This is a genomic window from Ruegeria sp. C11 (assembly GCF_056537725.1).
Window position 1 is genome coordinate 42,577 of the sequence record NZ_JBQFSB010000004.1, and the last position, 19,211, is coordinate 61,787.

Consider the following 19,211-nt stretch of genomic DNA (forward strand, 5'->3'; position numbering starts at 1 on the left):
AATTCAACCCTTCATGGTGGCGGCTGCGCGGGCATAGCCACCGGATGCGCCATCAACGAAATGAACGTGATCGTCCTGCGTTGCAGAAGGCACAAAGCAGGTCATCATCGCCTCGGTCTGAGCGTGCATCCCATAGCGGATCTTGCGCCCCTCCCATGCTTCTTCCAGCATGGTGGTGATCCTGCTCAGCGTTGCGTCATCGCAATCCAGGGTCATTCGCAACCCGTCATCGAATTTACGGAAATCGGCGTTTTTGCTGACCATCTGCCGGTAATGCTCTGGATCAAAGCTGCCCATGGCCTTACCGGATTTGAACAAAAGCCAGATCAGCAGGTTTTGACCCAGCAGGAGCACTTTTTGCAATCCGAGGTTTCGTCCGGCGCGCGATACGTGTGCATCCAGATTCAGCCCCGGGGGCGGCCAGTTCATCGGAGGGCCATTGAGCGGCACAGGATGACCGCCCCGCTCCAGCCCGTCCGAAAGCGCAACGATGCGCTGGGCAAGATCGGCGAAATCGCGTTCGCTTGCCTTTTGTGTTGGCTGAATGATCAGGGATACGATGTGCCCGTTCTGCGCATGGCAGTTGGACCAGCGGCAGGACAGGCCTGTCAGGTCTGGTTGTACGCCGGGGTGGGCCGGAGGTACCTCATAAGCCCCCGCTTTCATTTTTGTTTCCGCCCAGGCCAGACCGCCGCCGTTGAACATCGCATAGTCCACGCCGTCTGACGCAGCATAGCGTGCAACCCGAATGTCGCGGCCAGTGTTTCGGATATCCGCCACCGGGATCAGCGCGGCGCGCAATTCGATGGAGAACTCTTCCCGGGCCCAGCATCGCAGCTGTGCAAGCGCCGCGCGTGTAGCATCCGCATCCTCGCCGGGCACGGCAAAGGAAGCTCCGTCGCCACCAAAAACATAAGGAAACCGCTTGCCGTTCAATGCGTTGATCATGGCAGAGATCACGGCAGCACCCACCATGTTTACCGTCTTGTACCGGCCATTCTCGATTTCGCCGGTTGAGTTCACGATGTCGGTGATGCCCACATACCAATCATCCGGAACCGGAGAAAACTGCACGGGCTCCGCAAGTGAGGCGAAATCACGCAATAGGGTCAGGCCTTCGTAGAACGAGCTTTGCGTATCCGCCATTGTCCCCCCATTGATGCGTTTGGTTGCAACAATAACGTCTTGATACCCCGGAACTGGTATTTGCAACAAACCACACGTGCTTGTGTGCATCGCCGGGACGTGCCAAGCATCCTGGCAGAGGTTCGAAGCAGGGGGCAGGACATGCAGGCAGGATTGGTGGTGTTGTGTCTTGCCTATGTGCTAAGCCAGTTCTTTCGCGCGTTTCTGGCGGTTCTGACGGCTGATCTGGGACGCGATATCGGTGCGACGCCCGAGGATCTGGCCTTTGCCTCGGGGCTGTGGTTCCTGATCTTTGCCGCCATGCAGATCCCGGTGGGATGGGCGCTGGATCGAATCGGGCCGCGGGTCACCTCGGCCGTTTTGCTGATGATCGGTGGTGCGGGCGGTGCGGCCTTGTTTGCCGTTGCAACGACGCCGTTTCACGTGGCCCTTGCAATGTCTTTGATCGGGATCGGATGTTCACCGGTTCTGATGGCATCGTACTTCATATTTGCGCGCGAGTTCCCTCCGGCAAAATTCGCCACGCTTGCCGCTGTCATGCTGGGTGTGGGGTCGGTCGGAAATCTGGTGGCATCTTATCCAACGGCGCTGGCCGTAGAACTGATGGGTTGGCGCGCGACCCTTGCGGGTTTGGCGGTGATTTCGGCGGTGGTGGCCGCCGGGATCTGGTTCACGGTGCATGATCCCAAGCGGGTCGAGACCGAACACAAGGGATCGTTGGTCGATCTGCTGAAAGAGCCCGCGCTTTGGACGATCCTGCCGCTGATGCTGGTGGCCTATGCACCATCCGGAGCATTGCGCGGATTGTGGGCCGGGCCCTATCTGCTGGACATTTTCGGGCTGAGCACCACTCAGATCGGTCAGGCGACGCTGATCATGGGGGCCGCGATGATTGCCGGTACCTTTGCCTATGGCCCGCTCGACCGCCTGCTTGGGACGCGGAAATGGGTGATTTTCGGCGGCAATGTTCTGAGCTGCCTGTCCCTGTTCCTGCTGTGTCTGTGGATCGATGATGCGGTCTGGTTGTCGGTTGTGTTGATGGCGCTGATCGGGTTCTCGGGCGCGGCGTTCCCGGTGATCATGGCGCATGGGCGCGCCTTTATTCCACCGCATCTGGTTGGCCGGGGAGTGACACTGCTGAACCTCTTTGGTGTGGGCGGCGTTGGGCTGGCACAGTTCGCCACAGGGCGCATTCATGCGGCAACGGTGGACATGGGACCAACCGCGCCCTACACAACGATATTCGGCTTTTTTGCCATCACTGTTGCCATCGGTTGCGTGATTTATCTGTTCAGTCGGGACAGCATGGACTGACGCAGCACCCTTCGGGAGACCCATGTGAAAGACCCTGTCGTCATCGCTCCAAATCTGAAACGCAGACTGTCGGGGGTGACTGCAACCATCGCGCGGTTGGTGCCGTTGCAGGTGCAATGGATCGATATTGCCGCAACGGGACCGGGCCTGCCCGCCGACATTCCGCATATTCCGTTGGGGCGTCTGCCGTTTCTGTCGCGCCGTACACTGCGCGTCTGGCACGCGCGGCGGAACACCGAAATGCTGTTGGGCCTGATCCTGCGTGGGTTGTTTCGATTAAAGCTGAAACTGCTGTTCACTAGTGCTTCTCAGCGCGCCCATACCGGTTACACCAAATGGCTGATTGGCAGGATGGACGCGGTGGTCGCAACTTCGCGCAAGACCGCCGGGTATCTTGAACGCGACGCACAGGTGATCATGCACGGGATCAACCTGCAGGATTTTATTCCGCCCAAAGACAAGGCGGCACTGCGGGCACAGCTTGGTCTGCCGGATGGGCTGTTGCTGGGGTGTTATGGCCGTATCCGGCACCAGAAAGGCACTGATGCCTTCGTCGATGCGATGATCGACCTTTGCGGGCGGTTTGAGGATGTTTCGGGCATCGTCATGGGCCGGGCCACCGAGAAACACACCGGCTTTCTTGGCGAGCTGAAGGAAAAGGTCGCAAGGGCCGGTCTGTCCGACCGTATCCTGTTCATGCCCGAGGTAACCGTCGATCAGATCGCCGAGTGGTATCAAGTGCTGGACCTGTTCATCGCCCCGCAGCGCTGGGAGGGGTTCGGCCTTACCCCGCTGGAAGCGATGGCTTGTGGTGTTCCGATTGTCGCCACCGATGTCGGTGCGTTTTCCGAGATCGTCACGGACCCCTCCCTTGGTCGTGTTGTCGAACCGGGTGATATACCGGCACTTGCAGATGCGGCGGCTGAGGTGTTGCAGGATCGTGATTCCCTGTCCCGTTCCGGCATCGCAGCCCGCACGCATGTCGAGCAGAATTTCGACATCAATAGCGAGGCAAGGGCGTTGGTTGCGCTGTATGAGCGCCTTCTGAACGGCTGATCCCCCTCAATTCGGCGTCATTCGCTGAATTCACCTCCGAAAGCCCTTTTTTCTTTTCTGCAACGCGGCTATGAACGCGCGTCCTTTATTCAGGAGACTAAAAATGGGCTATCGCGTCGTTGTCGTCGGCGCCACGGGTAACGTGGGCCGCGAAATGCTGAACATTCTGGCTGAACGCCAGTTCCCCGTCGATGAACTTGCCGTGCTGGCAAGCCGTCGTTCGCTGGGCACCGAGGTCAGCTTTGGCGACAAGACACTGACGACCCAGGATTTGGCCACCTTTGACTTTACCGGCTGGGATATCGCGTTGTTCGCCGTGGGCTCTGCCGCGACCAAAGACTATGCGCCCAAGGCTGCTGCTGCGGGTTGTGTGGTGATCGATAACTCGTCGCTGTATCGCTATGATCCGGATATTCCGCTGATCGTGCCCGAGTGCAATCCGCAGGCAATTCACGACTATTCCAAAAAGAATATCATCGCGAACCCCAACTGTTCGACCGCGCAGATGGTTGTGGCACTTAAGCCGCTGCATGATCGTGCCAAGATCAAGCGTGTTGTCGTTTCGACCTACCAGTCGGTATCCGGGGCGGGCAAGGAAGGCATGGACGAGCTGTGGGACCAGACCAAAGCCGTCTACAACCCGATCAACGAGGTTGAGCCGAAGAAGTTCCAAAAGCAGATCGCCTTTAACGTCATTCCGCAGATCGACGTCTTCATGGAAGATGGTTCGACCAAGGAAGAGTGGAAGATGGTTGTCGAGACCAAAAAGATCGTCGACCCGTCGATCAAGGTCACGGCCACCTGCGTTCGCGTGCCGGTCTTCGTCGGCCATTCCGAGGCCGTGAATATCGAGTTCGAAGAGTTCCTCGACGAAGACGAGGCCCGCGACATCCTGCGCGAGGCCCCCGGCATCATGGTGATCGACAAGCGTGAGGCCGGTGGCTACGTCTCGCCCGTCGAATGCGTCGGCGATTTCGCGACCTTCATCAGCCGCATCCGACAGGATTCAACCGTCGAGAACGGCCTGAACCTGTGGTGCGTTTCGGACAACCTGCGCAAGGGTGCGGCACTGAACGCGGTACAGATCGCCGAGCTTCTGGGCCGTGAGGTTCTGAAAAAGGGCTGATCGGCAAACGCCGGGAATTGGGTCAGGGCCGCTTCAGTCGAAGCGGCCTTTTCTTTGCCCGAGATGACAAGCCTGTCCCCACTTATAGGGCGCGTGCACCGAGCGGAATTTCGTGATCTGCATGGTGTGTTTTGTTCGCTGGACGTGCTGCTTCAAACACACCAATATCGGACTCAGGCAGAGTATATGGGGCGAGACGTGCGTGGTCTTGCAGGAAACAGAATTTTCCGCGCTCTGGTATTGAGCGGCGCGCTGATCCTGATGGGATTGGTGATCTTCGGTTTTACCGGTCGTTTTTTTGCGCCGGCTGATTCAATTGCCCTGATGCGGCCGCAAGCGGGTGTACTGTTGGTTGCGTTTGCCGCCATGCTGCTGTTCGTGAGAGCAAAAGGGTTTGCGGCTGTTTCACTGGCATTGGCGATTGCCGCCATTGGTTCAATCGCGTCCGGGTTCATTCCCTCGGGGCCTGATTGTGACGACGAATGCCTGACGCTGTATCAAAAGAACCTGTTGTCCAAAGCCTGGCCGCGATATTCGCTGGCGGATGATATCCTTGGGTCCAATGCTGAAATTGTGACCTTGCAAGAGGTTTCGTCCCACAACCAGAAATTCATGAGCAACCTGTTCGACCGGTATCCACATTCAGTAAAATGCGAATTCCGGCCCGAACAGAATGTCGCGGTTCTGACAGCGTTACCGATTGTCGAAGGCTCGGAATTTTGCCTGCCGGGTAACGGGCTGGCCGGAATTCAGGTGGTGACCCCGAGCGGACAGCCGGTCTGGGTGGTATCGGTACATCTGAGCTGGCCTTTTCCCTTTGATCAATTCGAGCAAAGCAAGATAGTCGCGGAACATGTTGAGAAGCTGGATGGTCCGGTGTTGATTGCGGGGGATTTCAACATGGCCCCCTGGGGTGGCAGCGTGCAACGGATCAGGCAGGCCGCAGATAACCAGAATTTCGGCACCGCGCTGAATACATATAATCTGGGTAGCTGGGCGATACCCATGCCCATAGACAACTTGCTGGTTCCCAAGGGTACAACCGGAACGGCCGTGCTGCGACCATTCATGGGCTCGGATCACCTGGGCATTCTGGCCCGGATCCGGCTGCCATGAAAAAGAAAACGCCTTGGGAAACACGGCATCGGTTCAGTTGGCGTTTTCAACGACCGTTTTCAGGTTGGCAAGCCCGGCTTCATAGTCCGCACCGACCCATTTATCCATCATCAAGCCCATCCAGCGTGCCATCGGATTTAGGCCCAGATCGGATTCGAACCCCCAAGTGACCTGCGTTTCTGCCCCTTCGGGTTGTAGCGTGAATGACGCCGTAGCCTTACCCATCGAACCAAAATCAAGCGCGGTTCTGACAAGTTGCCCCTCGATGCTCTCGATGATTTCCTGTGTGCCCGACCCGACCTGTGGATGGTCCGAGGTCCATGCTAGCTTGTTGCCCACGCCAGCGTCCGGGCCGGAATAAGCAAGTCTGGTTTCCGGATCACGTGCCAGCCAGGGGGACCATTGTTCAGTCAGTTGCATGGAATTCACATAAGGAAAAATCGCGTCCGGCGGCGCATCTATTGTGATACTGCGCGAAACCCGAGCCGTGCCGGGCAACACGAAAGAGATGGCAATCATCACCAGAACGGTCAGGATCAATGAGTACACAATGCGTTTGATCAATCTCATTTTGGGCTCCAAACAAACTATGCAGGCCCAGAATATCAAAAAAAGGCGCGCAACAGGTACCGTTACACGCCTTTTTTAAGTCGCTGACTTTTCGCGCCGGTCGGATCAGACCAAAACGAATTTCTTTTCTTGCGGATCATAACATTGCAGATCGCCTTCGCCGATGTCGGTCCACAGACCATGCACACTCAGCGTTCCGTCCTGTACCGCCGAAGAAACGAAAGGGAAGGTCATCAGGTTTTCAAGCGATGCCACAACGGCTTGTCTTTCAAACTGACGTGCCTGCTCGGTGCTGTCCTCGACATCGGCGACCAGCTCGTATTTTGGCTTGAGGATATCCATCCAGCGCCCGACAAAGCTCTCTTTCGCTTCCAGTTGCGGGGCCTGGCCCTTGCACATGTCAATGCAGCCCTGAACGCCACCGCATTGCGAATGGCCAAGCACGATCAGATGGGCAACCTTCAATGCGGTGACCGCATATTCGATGGCGGCACTGGTGCCGTGGTGATCGCCGTCAGGTGCATAGGGCGGCACAAGGTTCGCGATGTTGCGGTGAATGAAAAACTCGCCCTGATCCGCTCCGAAGATCGAGGTGACGTGAACACGGCTGTCGCAACAGGATATCACCATGGCGCGCGGACGCTGGCCCTCGGTTGCAAGCCGTCTGTACCAGGCCCGGTTCTCGGAATAGGTTGTGGCCTTCCAACCGTGATAACGCTGTACCAGGTAGTTCGGCAAAGGTTTGGCAGCATCCATAATTCTGTCCCCGCGATTTCATGCTGACGGCTGATTTAGTCCGAATTCAAACAAATTTCGAGAGATTATCGATGAGAAGCGCAACCTTTTGCAAAGGATTGTGGCCAAAGGATACGGTTACGCCGTGGGGGCGGGAAATACTGGGGTAAATGTGGTGGAGAAAATAGTTACGCTTCAACAATGCGAATCCGTGCGTCTGGACGCGGATCGTCTGGCCGGACTGTACCGGCAACTCGGAGAGGACAGTGCCGAAGATGTCCTGTGCCGCGCGGTCGAGGAGATGGCGGCGCGTCTGTCGAATTGCGAACAACTGTGGCGGCGGCGCGACTGGCTTGGCCTGCGCAAAAGCGCCCGGTCACTGGTTGCAATGGCCGATCAGGTCGGCATGACCGCTTTGGCGCGGGTGGCCGGCGACGTGACCGATACGGTCGATTCCGGCGATGCGGTTGCAGCGGGCGCGACGCTTTTCAGGCTGATCCGGGTTGGCGAGCGGTCGCTATTGGCGGTGTGGGACCAACAGGATCTTTCCGTCTGACGGGGGTTGCGGGTGGATCGGGGGTGGCTAGTCTGGGCGCACAACAACACGGACGAGATGCCCATGCCCCTGACCTTTGCCAAGCCGACCGATCAGGCCATCGACCTGCATGTTATCGCACAGTCCGATCTGGAAGACTGGCTTGCCGGCCAGTCCGAGGCCGTCAGTTCGTGGATCAATGCAAACGGGTTCACCGGAGCAATCGGGCAGGCCCTGCTGATACCCCAAGCCAACGGGGCACCCGGTTTTGCGGTGGCAGGGTATGGCAGCAAAGGCAGTCGTGCGCGCAAACGCTTTCCCCTGGCTGCGGCGGCAGAGGCCTTGCCCAAGGGCGTGTATCGCATTGCCTCAGGGGTCGCGGCGGATGCATTGGAGGTCGAATGTTTCGGCTGGCTTATGACCGGTTATGCCTTTGACCGCTACAAGGCACAATCGTCTACGGGGGCGGAACTGATTGCCCCCGATGACGTCGATGCAACGCGGGTTGAAATCATGGCCAATGCCGAGGTCCTGATCCGTGATTTGGTCAACACTCCGGCGGCCGATATGGGCCCGAACGCCTTGCAATCAGCGGTCGAAGCCATGGCGCAGGAGTTCGGAGCGTCGTGTGAGACCATTTCCGGAGAGGCATTGAACGACCGAAACCTTCCAATGATTCACGCAGTTGGCCGAGCGGCGGATCAATCGCCCCGGCTGATCGAGCTGAACTGGGGAAAGGCCGGGCCAAAACTGACTTTGGTTGGCAAGGGTGTCTGCTTTGACACCGGCGGCCTGGACCTGAAACCGGCCTCTGCAATGGCATTGATGAAAAAGGATATGGGCGGGGCTGCGAATGTGCTGGGTCTAACACAAATGATCATGGCGCTGAATTTGCCGCTACGGTTGCGCGTTCTAATCCCGGCGGTGGAGAATTCGGTGGCTGGCAATGCCTTCAGGCCCGGCGATATCCTGACCTCGCGCAAGGGGCTGACCGTCGAGATCAACAATACGGATGCCGAAGGCAGGCTGGTTCTGGCAGATGCCCTGACGCTGGCGGATGAAGACAACCCCGACCTGATCATTTCGATGGCAACGCTGACCGGCGCGGCGCGGGTTGCCGTAGGGGCTGATCTGGCACCATTCTATACCGACGATGAAGATGTGGCGGCATCGCTGGGGAAAGCCGCAAGGATCGTGGCCGACCCGGTATGGCGGATGCCGTTTCACGAGCCGTATGAGGCATTGATAGAACCGGGAATTGCCGATCTCGACAACGCCCCTTCGGGTGGGTTTGCCGGGTCGATTACGGCGGCCCTGTTCCTGCGCCGGTTTGTGACAGACAGCAGCTATATCCATTGCGACATCTACTCCTGGCAGCGCGCCAAAGAGCCGGGGCGCAGCAAGGGCGGGCTGGGTCAGGGACCGCGGGCCCTGCTGAAAGCACTGCCCGAGGTGCTCAAGCTATGACCAGGTACAATGTGGTTCTACCGGTTGTTGACTTGCTGCGCGCTCCGAACGGGCGGCGCGACAGACAATTACTGTTCGGCGATACGGTGACGGTTGAAGACACGGTCGAAGGGTGGAACCGCATTGTTTCGGAAAAAGACGGGTATTTCGGTTGGCTGCGTTCAGAGGCGCTTGGCCCGGTTGCTGAGCCGACTCATTGGGTCACTGCACCAGCGACGCATGTGTATTCCGAACCCGACATGAAAAGCCCTGATTGCATGTCGCTGAGTTTTGGCAGCAAGCTTCGTGTGGTTTCCGAAAGTAAGAATTTTGTGGAGACAGACTTGGGGTTTGTTCCTAAAGCCCATGTCCAACCCATAGCCAGCACTTCATCCGACCCTGTTGCAGTTGCGGAGCTGTTTCTGGGAACGCCTTACCTGTGGGGCGGAAACAGCCGGTTCGGGCTGGATTGTTCCGGTTTGGTGCAGGCCGCTTTGCTGGCGTGCGGTGTCTCGTGCCCCGGTGACAGTGGCGATCAGGAACAGGCGCTGGGCAGGAATTTGCCGGATGGAGCCCACCCCGAACGTGGGGATCTTATGTTCTGGAAGGGGCATGTGGCCTGGGTTGTGGATGAAGACACGCTTTTGCACGCCAATGCCCATCATATGGCCGTCCGTTTTGAACCATTGAAACAGGCGATCAGCCGGATCGAGGCGCAGGGTGATGGGCCTGTCACGGCCCACAAAAGGCTCTAATCCGGGTCAACCGATCGGATCAGCTTGCGTTCCAACACCCGCAGGACCGCACGCAGGTCGTGGCCACGTTTCAAAATACGCCCGTCCATCCCAACGACCGAATACATGCCCTGCCGCAATCGCAGGCGCGGATGTTTTTCCACGCGGTAAATGGGATGCTCTGCGGTTCGTCGGAATATCGAAAACACGGCCGTTTCGCGCAGGCTTGATATTCCATAATCGCGCCACTCTCCCGCAGCCACCATTCGGCCGTAAACAGAGAGGATCAAAGACAATTCGCGTCGGTCGAAGGCGACCTGCGTCGGGGCCGCACCCGCTGGAAACGGGCTGGGAGGCTGCATGTTCATGTTCCCAGCCTTGCCGGATTTTCGCGCCAAATCAAGCCTTCAGCATATTTGTCACCCGCAATTGAGGTTCCGGGAACACGCGGTATCGATTCGTCCCAACCAAAGATTTGTCTGGTTTTCACGCGAAACGCCCCTGGCAGAACCAGCCTGCTGACATCGTTCCGCCATGGCCATAGAACAGCCACAACCGGTCGCCCTGTTCGGTGACAACGGTCCAGTAGTCACGCACGCCACTGCGCCAATTGGGATCGTCCAGCCACCATTCCGGCGCAATCCGTTCCGGGCCGGTTGCCTGCGCCAGTTGCCAGTCGCGGCCGCGCCAGCGAAATGCTGTCGGAATATCCGGAATACCGGGGGCCATCACGGGTTCGGGCTGCCACATCAGTAAAGGACGGGGGCGGGCAGGGGCGGGCCAGTTGCGCGCCGGTTTCGACCAGGCTGCGGCCAGCGTTTGCGCGGTCTTTTCGGGGATGTGGGATGAGGCCGGATGACAGCGGGTGATCGTCTCCAGCCCGACCCGCGTGCCCAGTTTGCCGATCAGGTCATCAACAGCGGTATGACCCTCCAGGCGGTTGCGCACCGCTTGACGGGCCTCGGCATGACCAGACAGCGTGCGGGCGTAGACAGGCTCGGTCTGCACTGCCTCAAGCCGCAGCATGTCGATGCCATAGCCTGCATCGATCTTGTCAATTTTCATCTCTAACAAAGGGCGAATGCGATGTTTGTCAAAGGTTGGACTGGCCATCCCGACCTCGATCACCTCGGTAGCCTGGTCAGCGCGGTGCGCCTCCAGCCGCAGGGTTCGCGCCCCGCGCCCCTTTTCTTCCAGCCGGGTGCAGAGCGTGGGCAGAACCCGGTCGATGGCGGCCATCACATCTTCTTGCAGGCCAATTGGGTTGGGCAGGGTCATCCGCACTGCAAAGTGAAGTGGGCGGCGGGCAGGCGAGACCGGTTCGGGCGCGCTGCCCATGGCCTGATCCAGCCGCAGCACCAGGCCCCGTCCGAATCGCCGGGCCAGGCTGGCGCGGGGCTGGCCCAGCAGATCACCGATCCGACGCAGGCCCAGCCGGTTCAGTTGCGCGATGGTCTGATCGTCCAGCCGCAGCGCCGCGATCGGCAATGGGCTGAGTGCGCCATAGGCCTGACCCGGTGCCGCAATCCGGGCCCCGCCACCCGACGCCGCCACCTGAGGCGCCGCGCCGCCTTTGGTCCAGTGCCGCCGCTTGCCCGCACGGGCACGGGTGGCGCGGGCCTCCTGGCTGATGGCGTCGCCGGTACGATCCGATGCAGCCTCCTGTCCTGCATAGCGCGCCAGCGCCCAAGCCGCGCCCAGCGTATCAGCGATGCCCATTTGCACGCTCAGGCCCATATCGGCGCAATCGGCTTCGACTATGGACAACAGGGTTTCTTCGCCGCCAAACAGATGCGCACAGCCTGACAGGTCAATGACCAGCCCGTCGGGGGCCTCTTCGGCTACCCAGGGGCTGAACTTACCCGCCCACCGCCGAAGGGCTGTCAGAAACGCAATCTCAGCCGGGGCGTTGCGGGGACGTGTAACAAGGGTTGCGCACATGGCATGGGCGTCGCGCACCGGCTGCCCCGTGCGCAAACCGGCGGCCTGCCCTTGCGCATTCAGCGACGTGATGACCTGCATGTTGGCGCGCTCGGCCACCACGGCAAGCGGACCAGCGTGCAGGCCACGCGCGGCGCGTATCAGCCTTTCCGCCCCAAGGCGAGGAAACCACAACGAGAGTATTCGGCGTTTCGGCATCGGACAGTCAACAAAATGTTCTCATTTTGTTCTTATCCGGGAATCTACGCTTGAGTCGAGGGTGATTGCTGTTTTTAACCGCAGGTCACGCGCTGGATAACACCCGCGCCGTTCACAAAGACATTCAGGCGGTCAACCCGATAATCCTGCGTGGCAATGTCGTTCGGCCCAAGCACGCGTGCCTTTTCCGGCAGGCTTGCCTGAATCGATGAAACTGGCTGACCGATCGAGTCGGCGAACGCCTCTCCCTTGCAGAAGGCCAGATCGACCGGCGCCGCCTCGGGTGTGGATGCGCTTTCGATTGGAATCTCTGATTCAGCACACGCCGCCAACATGATCAGAATCGGGACAAAACGGTACATTGGCGCTCCTTCAATCGCTTATGTCGGATATGTAATATCAAATATTTAGCCAACCTGTCACGAAAGCGCAGTTGAAAACACCCTGTAATTGACGCAGGGTCGGGGCAAAATTGACAGGGAGATTAGCACCATGCGTACCCGTGCAGCCGTCGCAGTTCAGGCGGGCAAACCTTTGGAAGTGATGGATGTGAACCTCGAAGGCCCCAAGGCGGGTGAGGTTCTGGTGGAAATCAAAGCCACCGGCATTTGTCACACAGACGAGTTCACCCTGTCCGGTGCCGACCCCGAGGGGTTGTTCCCGGCCATTCTGGGCCACGAAGGCGCAGGCGTGGTGGTCGAGGTCGGACCGGGCGTGACCAGTCTGAAACCGGGTGATCACGTCATCCCGCTTTACACCCCGGAATGCCGGGAATGCGAATACTGTCTGCACCCCAAGACCAACCTCTGTCAGGCGATCCGCGAGACGCAGGGGCAGGGTCTGATGCCCGATGGCACCTCGCGCTTTTCGACGCTGGATGGCGATCCGATCCTGCATTACATGGGCTGCTCGACCTTCGCCAATCACACTGTCCTGCCTGAGATTGCGTTGGCCAAGGTGCGTGAGGACGCGCCGTTCGACAAGATTTGCTATATCGGCTGTGGCGTCACCACCGGCATCGGTGCGGTGATCAACACGGCCAAGGTTGAAATCGGCAGCCGCGCCATCGTGTTCGGTCTGGGCGGTATTGGTCTGAACGTGATCCAAGGCCTGCGTCTGGCCGGAGCCGATCAGATCGTCGGTGTCGACCTCAATCCGTCAAAGGTCGAGATGGCGACCAAGTTTGGCATGACCGATTTCGTCAACCCGAGTGATGTAGAGGGTGATCTGGTTCCCTATTTGGTTAACCTGACCAAAGGCGGCGCGGACTATACCTTTGACGCCACCGGCAATGTGGGCGTGATGCGCGCAGCGCTTGAATCGGCGCACAAAGGCTGGGGTGAATCGATCATCATCGGTGTCGCGCCTGCAGGTGCCGAAATCTCGACCCGCCCGTTCCAACTGGTTACCGGCCGCTCGTGGCGCGGCACGGCTTTCGGCGGGGCGCGGGGCCGTACGGATGTGCCCAAGATCGTCGATTGGTATATGGAAGGAAAGATCGAGATCGACCCGATGATCACCCACACCATGGGGTTGGATGACATCAACAAGGGCTTTGACCTGATGCATGCGGGCGAAAGCATCCGCAGCGTGGTGCTCTACTGATATTGAATTGAAGGGCCGCAATTTGCGGCCCTTTTTCATTGGATTTTTTCCGTTTGCTCAGCGCCCGTAGCGCGCCATAAATGTATCCACGGCCTGTATTGCGACTTCGTCCACTTCGGCCTGCGAAAAAGTGGTTTGAATTCCGAAAACCGCCCGCGTCCAAAGGCGCACTTTGCAAAGTTCCGAGAACTGTTCCGCCGCCATCGGGATGTCTTTGATCACAAGATCACCTGCCTCAACGGCTTTCTCAAGATACTCGCACAACTGATGCCGACCGTTCTCCGGTCCGGCTGCATAAAATGCGCGGCCCAGTTCAGGAAAACGGTCGCGTTCGGCCACACAGATGCGGAACACCTGCTGTGCAAAGTCCGAGACCAGAAATCCGACCAGTTGCGCGGCTGCGATGGTCAACACCTCGCGCACTGGTTTGCAGTCGTGGACCATGGACAGAATGCGCTCGGACATACGCTGGCATTCCGTCTGAGCCACCTCCATGAACAGCAGGCGTTTGTCGGGAAAATAGCTGTAAAGCGTCGCCTTGGACACTCCTGCTGCGCGGGCGATGTCGTCCACACTTGCGCCTTCGAACCCGTCGGCCATGAACACCTCGCGCGCGCCACGCAAAACCTGATCGAATTTGCGCCCTGTGCGAAGGATAGTGGCGGCCTGGGTCATGACATCTCCTGAAGAATTCGGTTCTTCAAATTTATAAACCGTTCAGTTCAGTTTCAACGATTATCGGCACCGGTTGCATGATTTGTATCAATCAGTATTTTAGAACTATTCTAAAAAGAGGGCAGGCATGCGGTTCTTCACCCAACGCAAACATTTTCGGGACCTGACGGATCAGGAAGTTATCGCTCTGGCTATTTCGTCCGAAGAGGATGACGCGCGTATCTATCGCTCATATGCCGAAAAATTGAGAGAAGAGTATCCTTCAACTTCCAGAGTTTTTGATGGCATGGCTGCGGAAGAGGATCAGCATCGTGCGCGGTTGATTTCCTTGCATGAACAGCGGTTCGGATCGGTGATACCCCTGATCCGGCGGGAACATGTGGCCGGGTATTACGCGCGGCGACCCATCTGGCTGGTTGAAAATCTGGGTATCGAACGCATTCGCGAAGAAGCGACGATGATGGAGCGTGATGCCGAACGATTTTATCTGACCGCTGCCGCCCGTACGTCCGACGCTGCAACGCGCAAGTTGCTGGGGGATCTGGCCGTGGCGGAAGCCGGTCATGAGGCTAAAGCCCAGAAATTGGAAGATACCTTTTTGGACGGAGAGAGCCGCGAATCCGAGGATGCGACATCACACCGGCAATTCATACTGACATGGGTGCAGCCGGGCTTGGCGGGTCTGATGGACGGGTCTGTTTCGACGCTGGCACCTATTTTTGCCACGGCCTTTGCGACACAGGACACCTGGACAACTTTTCTGGTCGGGCTGGCCGCGTCGGTCGGGGCGGGGATTTCGATGGGCTTTACCGAGGCCGCATCGGATGACGGAGAGCTTTCAGGCCGGGGTTCGCCAATCAAACGGGGGTTGGCCTCGGGCGTCATGACTGCGGTTGGCGGGCTGGGGCATGCTTTACCCTATCTGATCCCGGAATTCTGGACTGCCACAATCATCGCTTTCCTTGTGGTGTTTTGCGAGTTGTGGGCCATCGCCTGGATTCAGAACAGATTCATGGATACGCCCTTTTTCCGCTCGGCGTTTCAGGTGGTTCTGGGCGGGTCGCTGGTTCTGGCAGCAGGCATTCTGATCGGCAGTGGATAGCGTGTTGCCCTTGTGATGCGGTGAAATTGCGTTACCAATCCCACCATGGTCGAAATCTTTCTGCGCACATTGCCGTTTTTTGTGATTATCGGCCTGGGTTACTGGGCGGGGCGCAGCCGATTTTTTACTGAAGAAGCGACCGCCTATCTCACGAAATTCGTGTTTTACTTTGCCCTTTCGGCAATGCTGTTCCGGTTCGCGGCAACATTGCCCTTTGCCGAAATCTTCAACGGGCGTCTGGTCATCGGCTATCTGATCGGCACAACCTGCGTTTATGTGCTGGCAACGCTGGTTGCCTACGTGCGCAGGCTGGATATCCCAACCGCAGCGGTCGAAGCGCAATGCGCAGCAATCGGCAACGTCGGTTTTCTGGGTCTGCCAATGCTTGCCCTGCTGTTCACCGAGGCCGCTATCGGCCCGGTAATGCTGATTCTGGCGGTTGATCTGGTGGTCTTCTCGTCCCTCATCGTTATCCTGATCAACGGTGGCAGGGATGGCAAACTGACGTCCGGCACACTCCGGCTGATCGGGGTTGGGTTGATTAAAAACCCAATGATAGTGTCTATCTCAGCCGGTCTTGCCTGGTCGGCGCTGCAACTTCCTGTGCCGGCACCTCTCAATGATTTTCTAACCATTCTGGGCGGTGCGGCAACACCCGGCGCGTTGTTCGCAATAGGTGCGTCGCTGGCCAGCAAATCCGCTGAACGGGTGCAGATTGCGGCCTGGCTCAGCTTTTGCAAACTGGTGGTACATCCGGTTTTCGTTGCCGTCGCCCTGATCTGGCTGATTCCTGTCGATGCGTTTCCAGCCTCGGTCGCTATTGCTGCCGCCGCACTGCCGGTTGCCGGGAACGTCTATATGCTGGCGGCCCATTATGGCGTTGCGCCACACAGGGTCTCGGCGGCAATCCTGCTGTCGACCGCGGCCAGCATCGTGACAGTACCACTGATCATCGCCTGGATTGCGGCGCTCTGACCTTCGAGTTTCAGAAAAATAGGCCTGCCAGAGGCCCATGCACTTTACGCCAGAGCCCTGTGCCGTTAGCCATTGCACAGACTCAACGCAAGGATAATGCCGATGGAAACCCTTTCGGAAAATGCATGTTTTGGCGGTGTGCAGGGCGTGTATCGCCACGCGTCTTCCGCGTGTCAGTGCGATATGACCTTTGGTCTTTTCCTGCCCGCCGAGGCGAAGGATGGGCCGGTTCCGGTTCTGTGGTATCTGTCCGGCCTGACCTGTACCCATGAAAACGCGATGACCAAGGCAGGGGCACAGGGCTGGGCCGCGGAACAGGGCATTGCGCTGGTCTTTCCTGACACATCCCCACGCGGTGAAGGTGTGGCAGATCATGAAGATTATGATCTGGGGCAGGGTGCAGGGTTCTATGTGAATGCAACGCAAAAACCCTGGGCCCCGCATTTCAACATGTGGGACTACGTGGCCGAGGAGCTGCCTGCCCTTCTGACCGAAAATTTCGCCATCGACGGGGATCGGCAGGCCATCACCGGTCATTCCATGGGCGGTCACGGGGCGTTGACGCTTGCGATGAACCTGCCGGGCCGGTTCCGGTCGGTTTCAGCCTTTGCGCCGATCTCGAACCCTTCGGGTAGTGATTGGGGCCGCAAGCAACTGAGCGCCTATCTGGGTGATGATGAGGGCGTCTGGGCGAAGCATGACGCAACACTGATGATGAAGGAAAAGGGTTTTGACGGCCCTATTCTGATCGATACCGGCACAAACGATCAGTTCATCGACCTGCTGCGACCCGAAGCACTGGCTCAGGCCATTGCCGAAAGCCGCCAGCAGGCAACCAACCGGTTGCAGCCGGGCTATGACCACTCGTATTTCTTCGTCTCCAGCTTCATGGAAGATCACGTCACTTTCCATGCCGAAGCCCTGTACGGAGATTGAGGCATGGGCAAATACGACTATGACCTGATCATCATCGGTTCGGGCCCTTCCGGACGCTCGGCCGCTATTCAGGCGGGCAAGTTGCAACGCCGGGTGCTGGTGATTGACCGCAAGGACCGGTTGGGCGGTGTTTCCGTCCACACCGGCACAATTCCGTCCAAAACCTTGCGCGAAACCGTGCTGAACCTTTCGGGTTGGCGCGAGCGCAGCTTTTACGGGCGTTCCTACCGGGTAAAGGATCAGATCCGGGCCGAGGATTTGAAGGCGCGCCTCCACATGACGCTTGATCACGAGGTCGATGTGCTGGAGCACCAGTTCAATCGAAACCACGTGGAAACGCTCAGCGGTCTGGCGAAATTCGTTGGACCGCATGAGGTCGAGGTGGCAACCGACGCAGGGGACAAGACCCGGCTGACGGCTGCAAAGTTTCTGATCGCCACGGGCACCAAAACCTACCGGCCGGACTATGTGCCCTTCAATGGCACCTCCATCGTGGATGGCGACGACTTTCTGGAGATGGCTGAGATTCCGCGTTCCCTGTGCGTGATCGGCGCAGGCGTGATCGGCGTGGAATATGCCACCATGTTCTCGGCGCTTGACGTCCGGGTGACCCTGATCGAGCCGCGCGAGACCTTCCTGGATTTCATCGACCGGACCCTGATTCAGGAATTCACGCATCAGGTCCGCGAAAACGGGGTCGATCTGCGTCTGGGATCAGCCGTGGAAAAGATCGAGGATGCGGGAACTCATGTCGAGGTAACGCTGGACAATGGCCGCCACGTTCGGGCCGAAATGCTGCTGTTTGCAGCCGGACGCATGGGGGCAACATCGGCCTTGAATCTGGATGCGGTCGGGGTGGAAACCGATCATCGCAACCGGATCACCGTGGATCGCAAGACCTATCAGACCGCAGTGCCGCATATCTATGCGACCGGTGATGTGATCGGGCATCCCTCGCTGGCTTCGACCTCGTTGCAGCAGGGGCGGGTAGCGGCCTGTCACGCGCTGGAAACGCCGACGCTTCCGGAAAGTCCATGGTATCCCTATGGCATCTACTCGGTCCCCGAAATGTCCACCTGTGGCATGTCCGAGGAAGAGTTGCAGGAACGCGGCATTCCCTATGAGGTTGGCGTGGCACGATTCCGCGAAACCTCACGCGGGCATATCATGGGGCTGGAACACGGCATGCTGAAGATGCTGTTTTCGCTGAAAACCCGCAGGGTTCTGGGCGTGCAGATCGTCGGCGAGGGCGCGACGGAACTGATCCATATTGCGCAGGCCGTGCTGAACCTGAAGGGAACTGTGGATTACTTTGTCCAGAATACCTTCAATTATCCGACGCTGGCCGAGGCCTACAAGATCGCGGGGCTGGACGCTTTCAACCGGATGCCGATCCCGGATGAGTTCAAGGTACGCAAGAAGGCTGACGACTCTGCCGCCCAGGATGAGGCAAAGCCTGCAGCCAAGCAGGCCAAAAAGGCGTGAGCACGCTTTATATCGATGCCGATGCCTGCCCGGTAAAGGCCGAGGCCGAACGGGTGGCTACCCGGCATCGACTGCCCATGGTGCTGGTGTCCAACGGCGGGTTGCGCCCCTCGGCCAACCCGCTGGTGCAGGTGGTGATCGTGGCCGAAGGGGCCGATGAGGCGGACAAATGGATCGCCGATCGCTGTGGCGCGGGGGATGTGGTCGTTACATCTGACATTCCCTTGGCCGCAAAGTGCATCGAAGCCGGAGCGCGGGTCCTGCGGCCCAACGGCGAGGCATTCTCGGCCGCAAATATCGGTCAACAACTGGCCATGCGGGATCTGATGGCTGATCTGCGGGCCGCCAACCCTCTGGGTGCAGGCGGTGGCGGCAAACCGTTTGGCAAGGCGGACCGGTCGCGCTTTCTGGATGCGCTAGAACGGGAACTGCGCGCGGCAATGCGAGGCTGAAGGTTCCCGCCTGACGGGGCCGTATCGCAGATGCACCCCCTCTGGTTCCGCCTTGATCATTGGC

At 58.8% G+C, this 19,211-nt stretch carries 20 protein-coding genes; 13 read left to right on the plus strand and 7 right to left on the minus strand.

All coding sequences use genetic code 11. The features are described from left to right. Positions 1–3 precede the first annotated feature (3 nt). A complete protein-coding gene (locus ACR0NA_RS08905) occupies positions 4–1,146 on the minus strand; it encodes a DUF3095 domain-containing protein (protein ID WP_480728135.1) in 1,143 nt (380 codons plus the stop codon). A gap of 141 nt (positions 1,147–1,287) precedes the next feature. On the opposite strand from ACR0NA_RS08905, the gene ACR0NA_RS08910 reads away from it, so the two are divergent. The 4 genes from ACR0NA_RS08910 to ACR0NA_RS08925 all read left to right on the plus strand — a co-directional run bounded on the left by ACR0NA_RS08910 (position 1,288) and on the right by ACR0NA_RS08925 (position 5,758). Further along, positions 1,288–2,460 (plus strand): MFS transporter, encoded by a 1,173-nt coding sequence (locus ACR0NA_RS08910; protein ID WP_480728137.1) that lies wholly within the window; start codon positions 1,288–1,290, stop codon positions 2,458–2,460. 24 nt (positions 2,461–2,484) lie between these two features. After that, a complete protein-coding gene (locus ACR0NA_RS08915) occupies positions 2,485–3,516 on the plus strand; it encodes a glycosyltransferase family 4 protein (RefSeq protein WP_480728139.1) in 1,032 nt (343 codons plus the stop codon). Between the two features lie 103 nt (positions 3,517–3,619). Further along, positions 3,620–4,642 (plus strand): aspartate-semialdehyde dehydrogenase, encoded by a 1,023-nt coding sequence (locus ACR0NA_RS08920; RefSeq protein ID WP_170653484.1) that lies wholly within the window; start codon positions 3,620–3,622, stop codon positions 4,640–4,642. Between the two features lie 198 nt (positions 4,643–4,840). Next, complete coding sequence (locus tag ACR0NA_RS08925; RefSeq protein ID WP_480728142.1) at positions 4,841–5,758, plus strand: endonuclease/exonuclease/phosphatase family protein; 918 nt, start codon at positions 4,841–4,843, stop codon at positions 5,756–5,758. Between the two features lie 33 nt (positions 5,759–5,791). Here ACR0NA_RS08925 and ACR0NA_RS08930 read toward each other — a convergent pair whose 3' ends face one another. After that, positions 5,792–6,328, minus strand: a complete 537-nt coding sequence (locus ACR0NA_RS08930) for an SRPBCC family protein (RefSeq protein WP_480728145.1) — start codon at positions 6,326–6,328, stop codon at positions 5,792–5,794. Positions 6,329–6,433: 105 nt separating this feature from the next. Next, positions 6,434–7,084: a carbonic anhydrase gene (locus ACR0NA_RS08935; protein ID WP_170653490.1), complete on the minus strand. Its 651-nt coding sequence runs from the start codon at positions 7,082–7,084 to the stop codon at positions 6,434–6,436. 154 nt (positions 7,085–7,238) lie between these two features. Between ACR0NA_RS08935 and ACR0NA_RS08940 the strand changes: the two genes are divergently transcribed. The 3 genes from ACR0NA_RS08940 (at position 7,239) to ACR0NA_RS08950 (ending at position 9,799) form a co-directional block, all read left to right on the plus strand. Then, on the plus strand, positions 7,239–7,619 hold the full coding sequence (locus ACR0NA_RS08940; protein ID WP_480728148.1) for a hypothetical protein: 381 nt from the start codon (positions 7,239–7,241) through the stop codon (positions 7,617–7,619). Between the two features lie 63 nt (positions 7,620–7,682). Next, entirely contained in the window at positions 7,683–9,065 is a 1,383-nt protein-coding gene (locus ACR0NA_RS08945; protein ID WP_480728150.1) for a leucyl aminopeptidase family protein, read from the plus strand. Next, positions 9,062–9,799: a C40 family peptidase gene (locus ACR0NA_RS08950; protein WP_480728152.1), complete on the plus strand. Its 738-nt coding sequence runs from the start codon at positions 9,062–9,064 to the stop codon at positions 9,797–9,799. The genes ACR0NA_RS08945 and ACR0NA_RS08950 overlap by 4 nt, the downstream gene beginning before the upstream one ends. Here ACR0NA_RS08950 and ACR0NA_RS08955 read toward each other — a convergent pair. From ACR0NA_RS08955 to ACR0NA_RS08965, 3 genes are all read right to left on the minus strand, one after another. Next, positions 9,796–10,146 (minus strand): DUF2794 domain-containing protein, encoded by a 351-nt coding sequence (locus tag ACR0NA_RS08955; protein ID WP_170653498.1) that lies wholly within the window; start codon positions 10,144–10,146, stop codon positions 9,796–9,798. The genes ACR0NA_RS08950 and ACR0NA_RS08955 overlap by 4 nt on opposite strands. A 118-nt stretch (positions 10,147–10,264) precedes the next feature. Continuing rightward, positions 10,265–11,917: a DUF6504 family protein gene (locus tag ACR0NA_RS08960; RefSeq protein ID WP_480728154.1), complete on the minus strand. Its 1,653-nt coding sequence runs from the start codon at positions 11,915–11,917 to the stop codon at positions 10,265–10,267. 74 nt (positions 11,918–11,991) lie between these two features. Next, entirely contained in the window at positions 11,992–12,279 is a 288-nt protein-coding gene (locus ACR0NA_RS08965; protein WP_170653502.1) for an I78 family peptidase inhibitor, read from the minus strand. A 130-nt stretch (positions 12,280–12,409) separates the two neighbouring features. Here ACR0NA_RS08965 and ACR0NA_RS08970 point away from each other — a divergent pair, with 130 nt between their 5' ends. Next, the gene (locus tag ACR0NA_RS08970) at positions 12,410–13,522 is read left to right on the plus strand and encodes an S-(hydroxymethyl)glutathione dehydrogenase/class III alcohol dehydrogenase (protein WP_480450928.1); all 1,113 of its coding nucleotides are present in this window, start codon (positions 12,410–12,412) and stop codon (positions 13,520–13,522) included. A gap of 57 nt (positions 13,523–13,579) precedes the next feature. Here the strand turns inward: ACR0NA_RS08970 and ACR0NA_RS08975 are convergent, their stop codons facing one another. Continuing rightward, on the minus strand, positions 13,580–14,197 hold the full coding sequence (locus tag ACR0NA_RS08975) for a TetR/AcrR family transcriptional regulator (protein ID WP_480728158.1): 618 nt from the start codon (positions 14,195–14,197) through the stop codon (positions 13,580–13,582). Positions 14,198–14,324: 127 nt separating this feature from the next. On the opposite strand from ACR0NA_RS08975, the gene mbfA reads away from it, so the two are divergent. The 5 genes from mbfA to ACR0NA_RS09000 all read left to right on the plus strand — a co-directional run bounded on the left by mbfA (position 14,325) and on the right by ACR0NA_RS09000 (position 19,147). Continuing rightward, complete coding sequence (gene mbfA, locus ACR0NA_RS08980; protein WP_480728161.1) at positions 14,325–15,299, plus strand: iron exporter MbfA; 975 nt, start codon at positions 14,325–14,327, stop codon at positions 15,297–15,299. A gap of 45 nt (positions 15,300–15,344) precedes the next feature. Then, positions 15,345–16,274 (plus strand): AEC family transporter, encoded by a 930-nt coding sequence (locus ACR0NA_RS08985; RefSeq protein WP_480728163.1) that lies wholly within the window; start codon positions 15,345–15,347, stop codon positions 16,272–16,274. Between the two features lie 102 nt (positions 16,275–16,376). After that, the gene (fghA, locus tag ACR0NA_RS08990) at positions 16,377–17,210 is read left to right on the plus strand and encodes an S-formylglutathione hydrolase (protein ID WP_480728165.1); all 834 of its coding nucleotides are present in this window, start codon (positions 16,377–16,379) and stop codon (positions 17,208–17,210) included. Between the two features lie 3 nt (positions 17,211–17,213). Further along, on the plus strand, positions 17,214–18,695 hold the full coding sequence (gene sthA / locus ACR0NA_RS08995) for a Si-specific NAD(P)(+) transhydrogenase (protein WP_480728167.1): 1,482 nt from the start codon (positions 17,214–17,216) through the stop codon (positions 18,693–18,695). Continuing rightward, the gene (locus ACR0NA_RS09000; RefSeq protein WP_480450921.1) at positions 18,692–19,147 is read left to right on the plus strand and encodes a YaiI/YqxD family protein; all 456 of its coding nucleotides are present in this window, start codon (positions 18,692–18,694) and stop codon (positions 19,145–19,147) included. Before sthA ends, ACR0NA_RS09000 begins: the two co-directional genes overlap by 4 nt. The last annotated feature ends 64 nt before the right edge of the window (positions 19,148–19,211 follow it).

Bases quoted from the DNA above. Each gene is read 5' to 3' on its own strand.
- ACR0NA_RS08905 (WP_480728135.1), bottom strand. From the start codon at position 1,146: ATGGCGGATACGCAAAGCTCGTTCTACGAAGGCCTGACCCTATTGCGT.
- ACR0NA_RS08910 (WP_480728137.1), top strand. From the start codon at position 1,288: ATGCAGGCAGGATTGGTGGTGTTGTGTCTTGCCTATGTGCTAAGCCAG.
- ACR0NA_RS08920 (WP_170653484.1), top strand. From the start codon at position 3,620: ATGGGCTATCGCGTCGTTGTCGTCGGCGCCACGGGTAACGTGGGCCGC.
- ACR0NA_RS08930 (WP_480728145.1), bottom strand. From the start codon at position 6,328: ATGAGATTGATCAAACGCATTGTGTACTCATTGATCCTGACCGTTCTG.
- ACR0NA_RS08935 (WP_170653490.1), bottom strand. From the start codon at position 7,084: ATGGATGCTGCCAAACCTTTGCCGAACTACCTGGTACAGCGTTATCAC.
- ACR0NA_RS08945 (WP_480728150.1), top strand. From the start codon at position 7,683: ATGCCCCTGACCTTTGCCAAGCCGACCGATCAGGCCATCGACCTGCAT.
- ACR0NA_RS08950 (WP_480728152.1), top strand. From the start codon at position 9,062: ATGACCAGGTACAATGTGGTTCTACCGGTTGTTGACTTGCTGCGCGCT.
- ACR0NA_RS08955 (WP_170653498.1), bottom strand. From the start codon at position 10,146: ATGAACATGCAGCCTCCCAGCCCGTTTCCAGCGGGTGCGGCCCCGACG.
- ACR0NA_RS08960 (WP_480728154.1), bottom strand. From the start codon at position 11,917: ATGCCGAAACGCCGAATACTCTCGTTGTGGTTTCCTCGCCTTGGGGCG.
- ACR0NA_RS08965 (WP_170653502.1), bottom strand. From the start codon at position 12,279: ATGTACCGTTTTGTCCCGATTCTGATCATGTTGGCGGCGTGTGCTGAA.
- ACR0NA_RS08970 (WP_480450928.1), top strand. From the start codon at position 12,410: ATGCGTACCCGTGCAGCCGTCGCAGTTCAGGCGGGCAAACCTTTGGAA.
- ACR0NA_RS08975 (WP_480728158.1), bottom strand. From the start codon at position 14,197: ATGACCCAGGCCGCCACTATCCTTCGCACAGGGCGCAAATTCGATCAG.
- mbfA (WP_480728161.1), top strand. From the start codon at position 14,325: ATGCGGTTCTTCACCCAACGCAAACATTTTCGGGACCTGACGGATCAG.
- ACR0NA_RS08985 (WP_480728163.1), top strand. From the start codon at position 15,345: ATGGTCGAAATCTTTCTGCGCACATTGCCGTTTTTTGTGATTATCGGC.
- fghA (WP_480728165.1), top strand. From the start codon at position 16,377: ATGGAAACCCTTTCGGAAAATGCATGTTTTGGCGGTGTGCAGGGCGTG.
- sthA (WP_480728167.1), top strand. From the start codon at position 17,214: ATGGGCAAATACGACTATGACCTGATCATCATCGGTTCGGGCCCTTCC.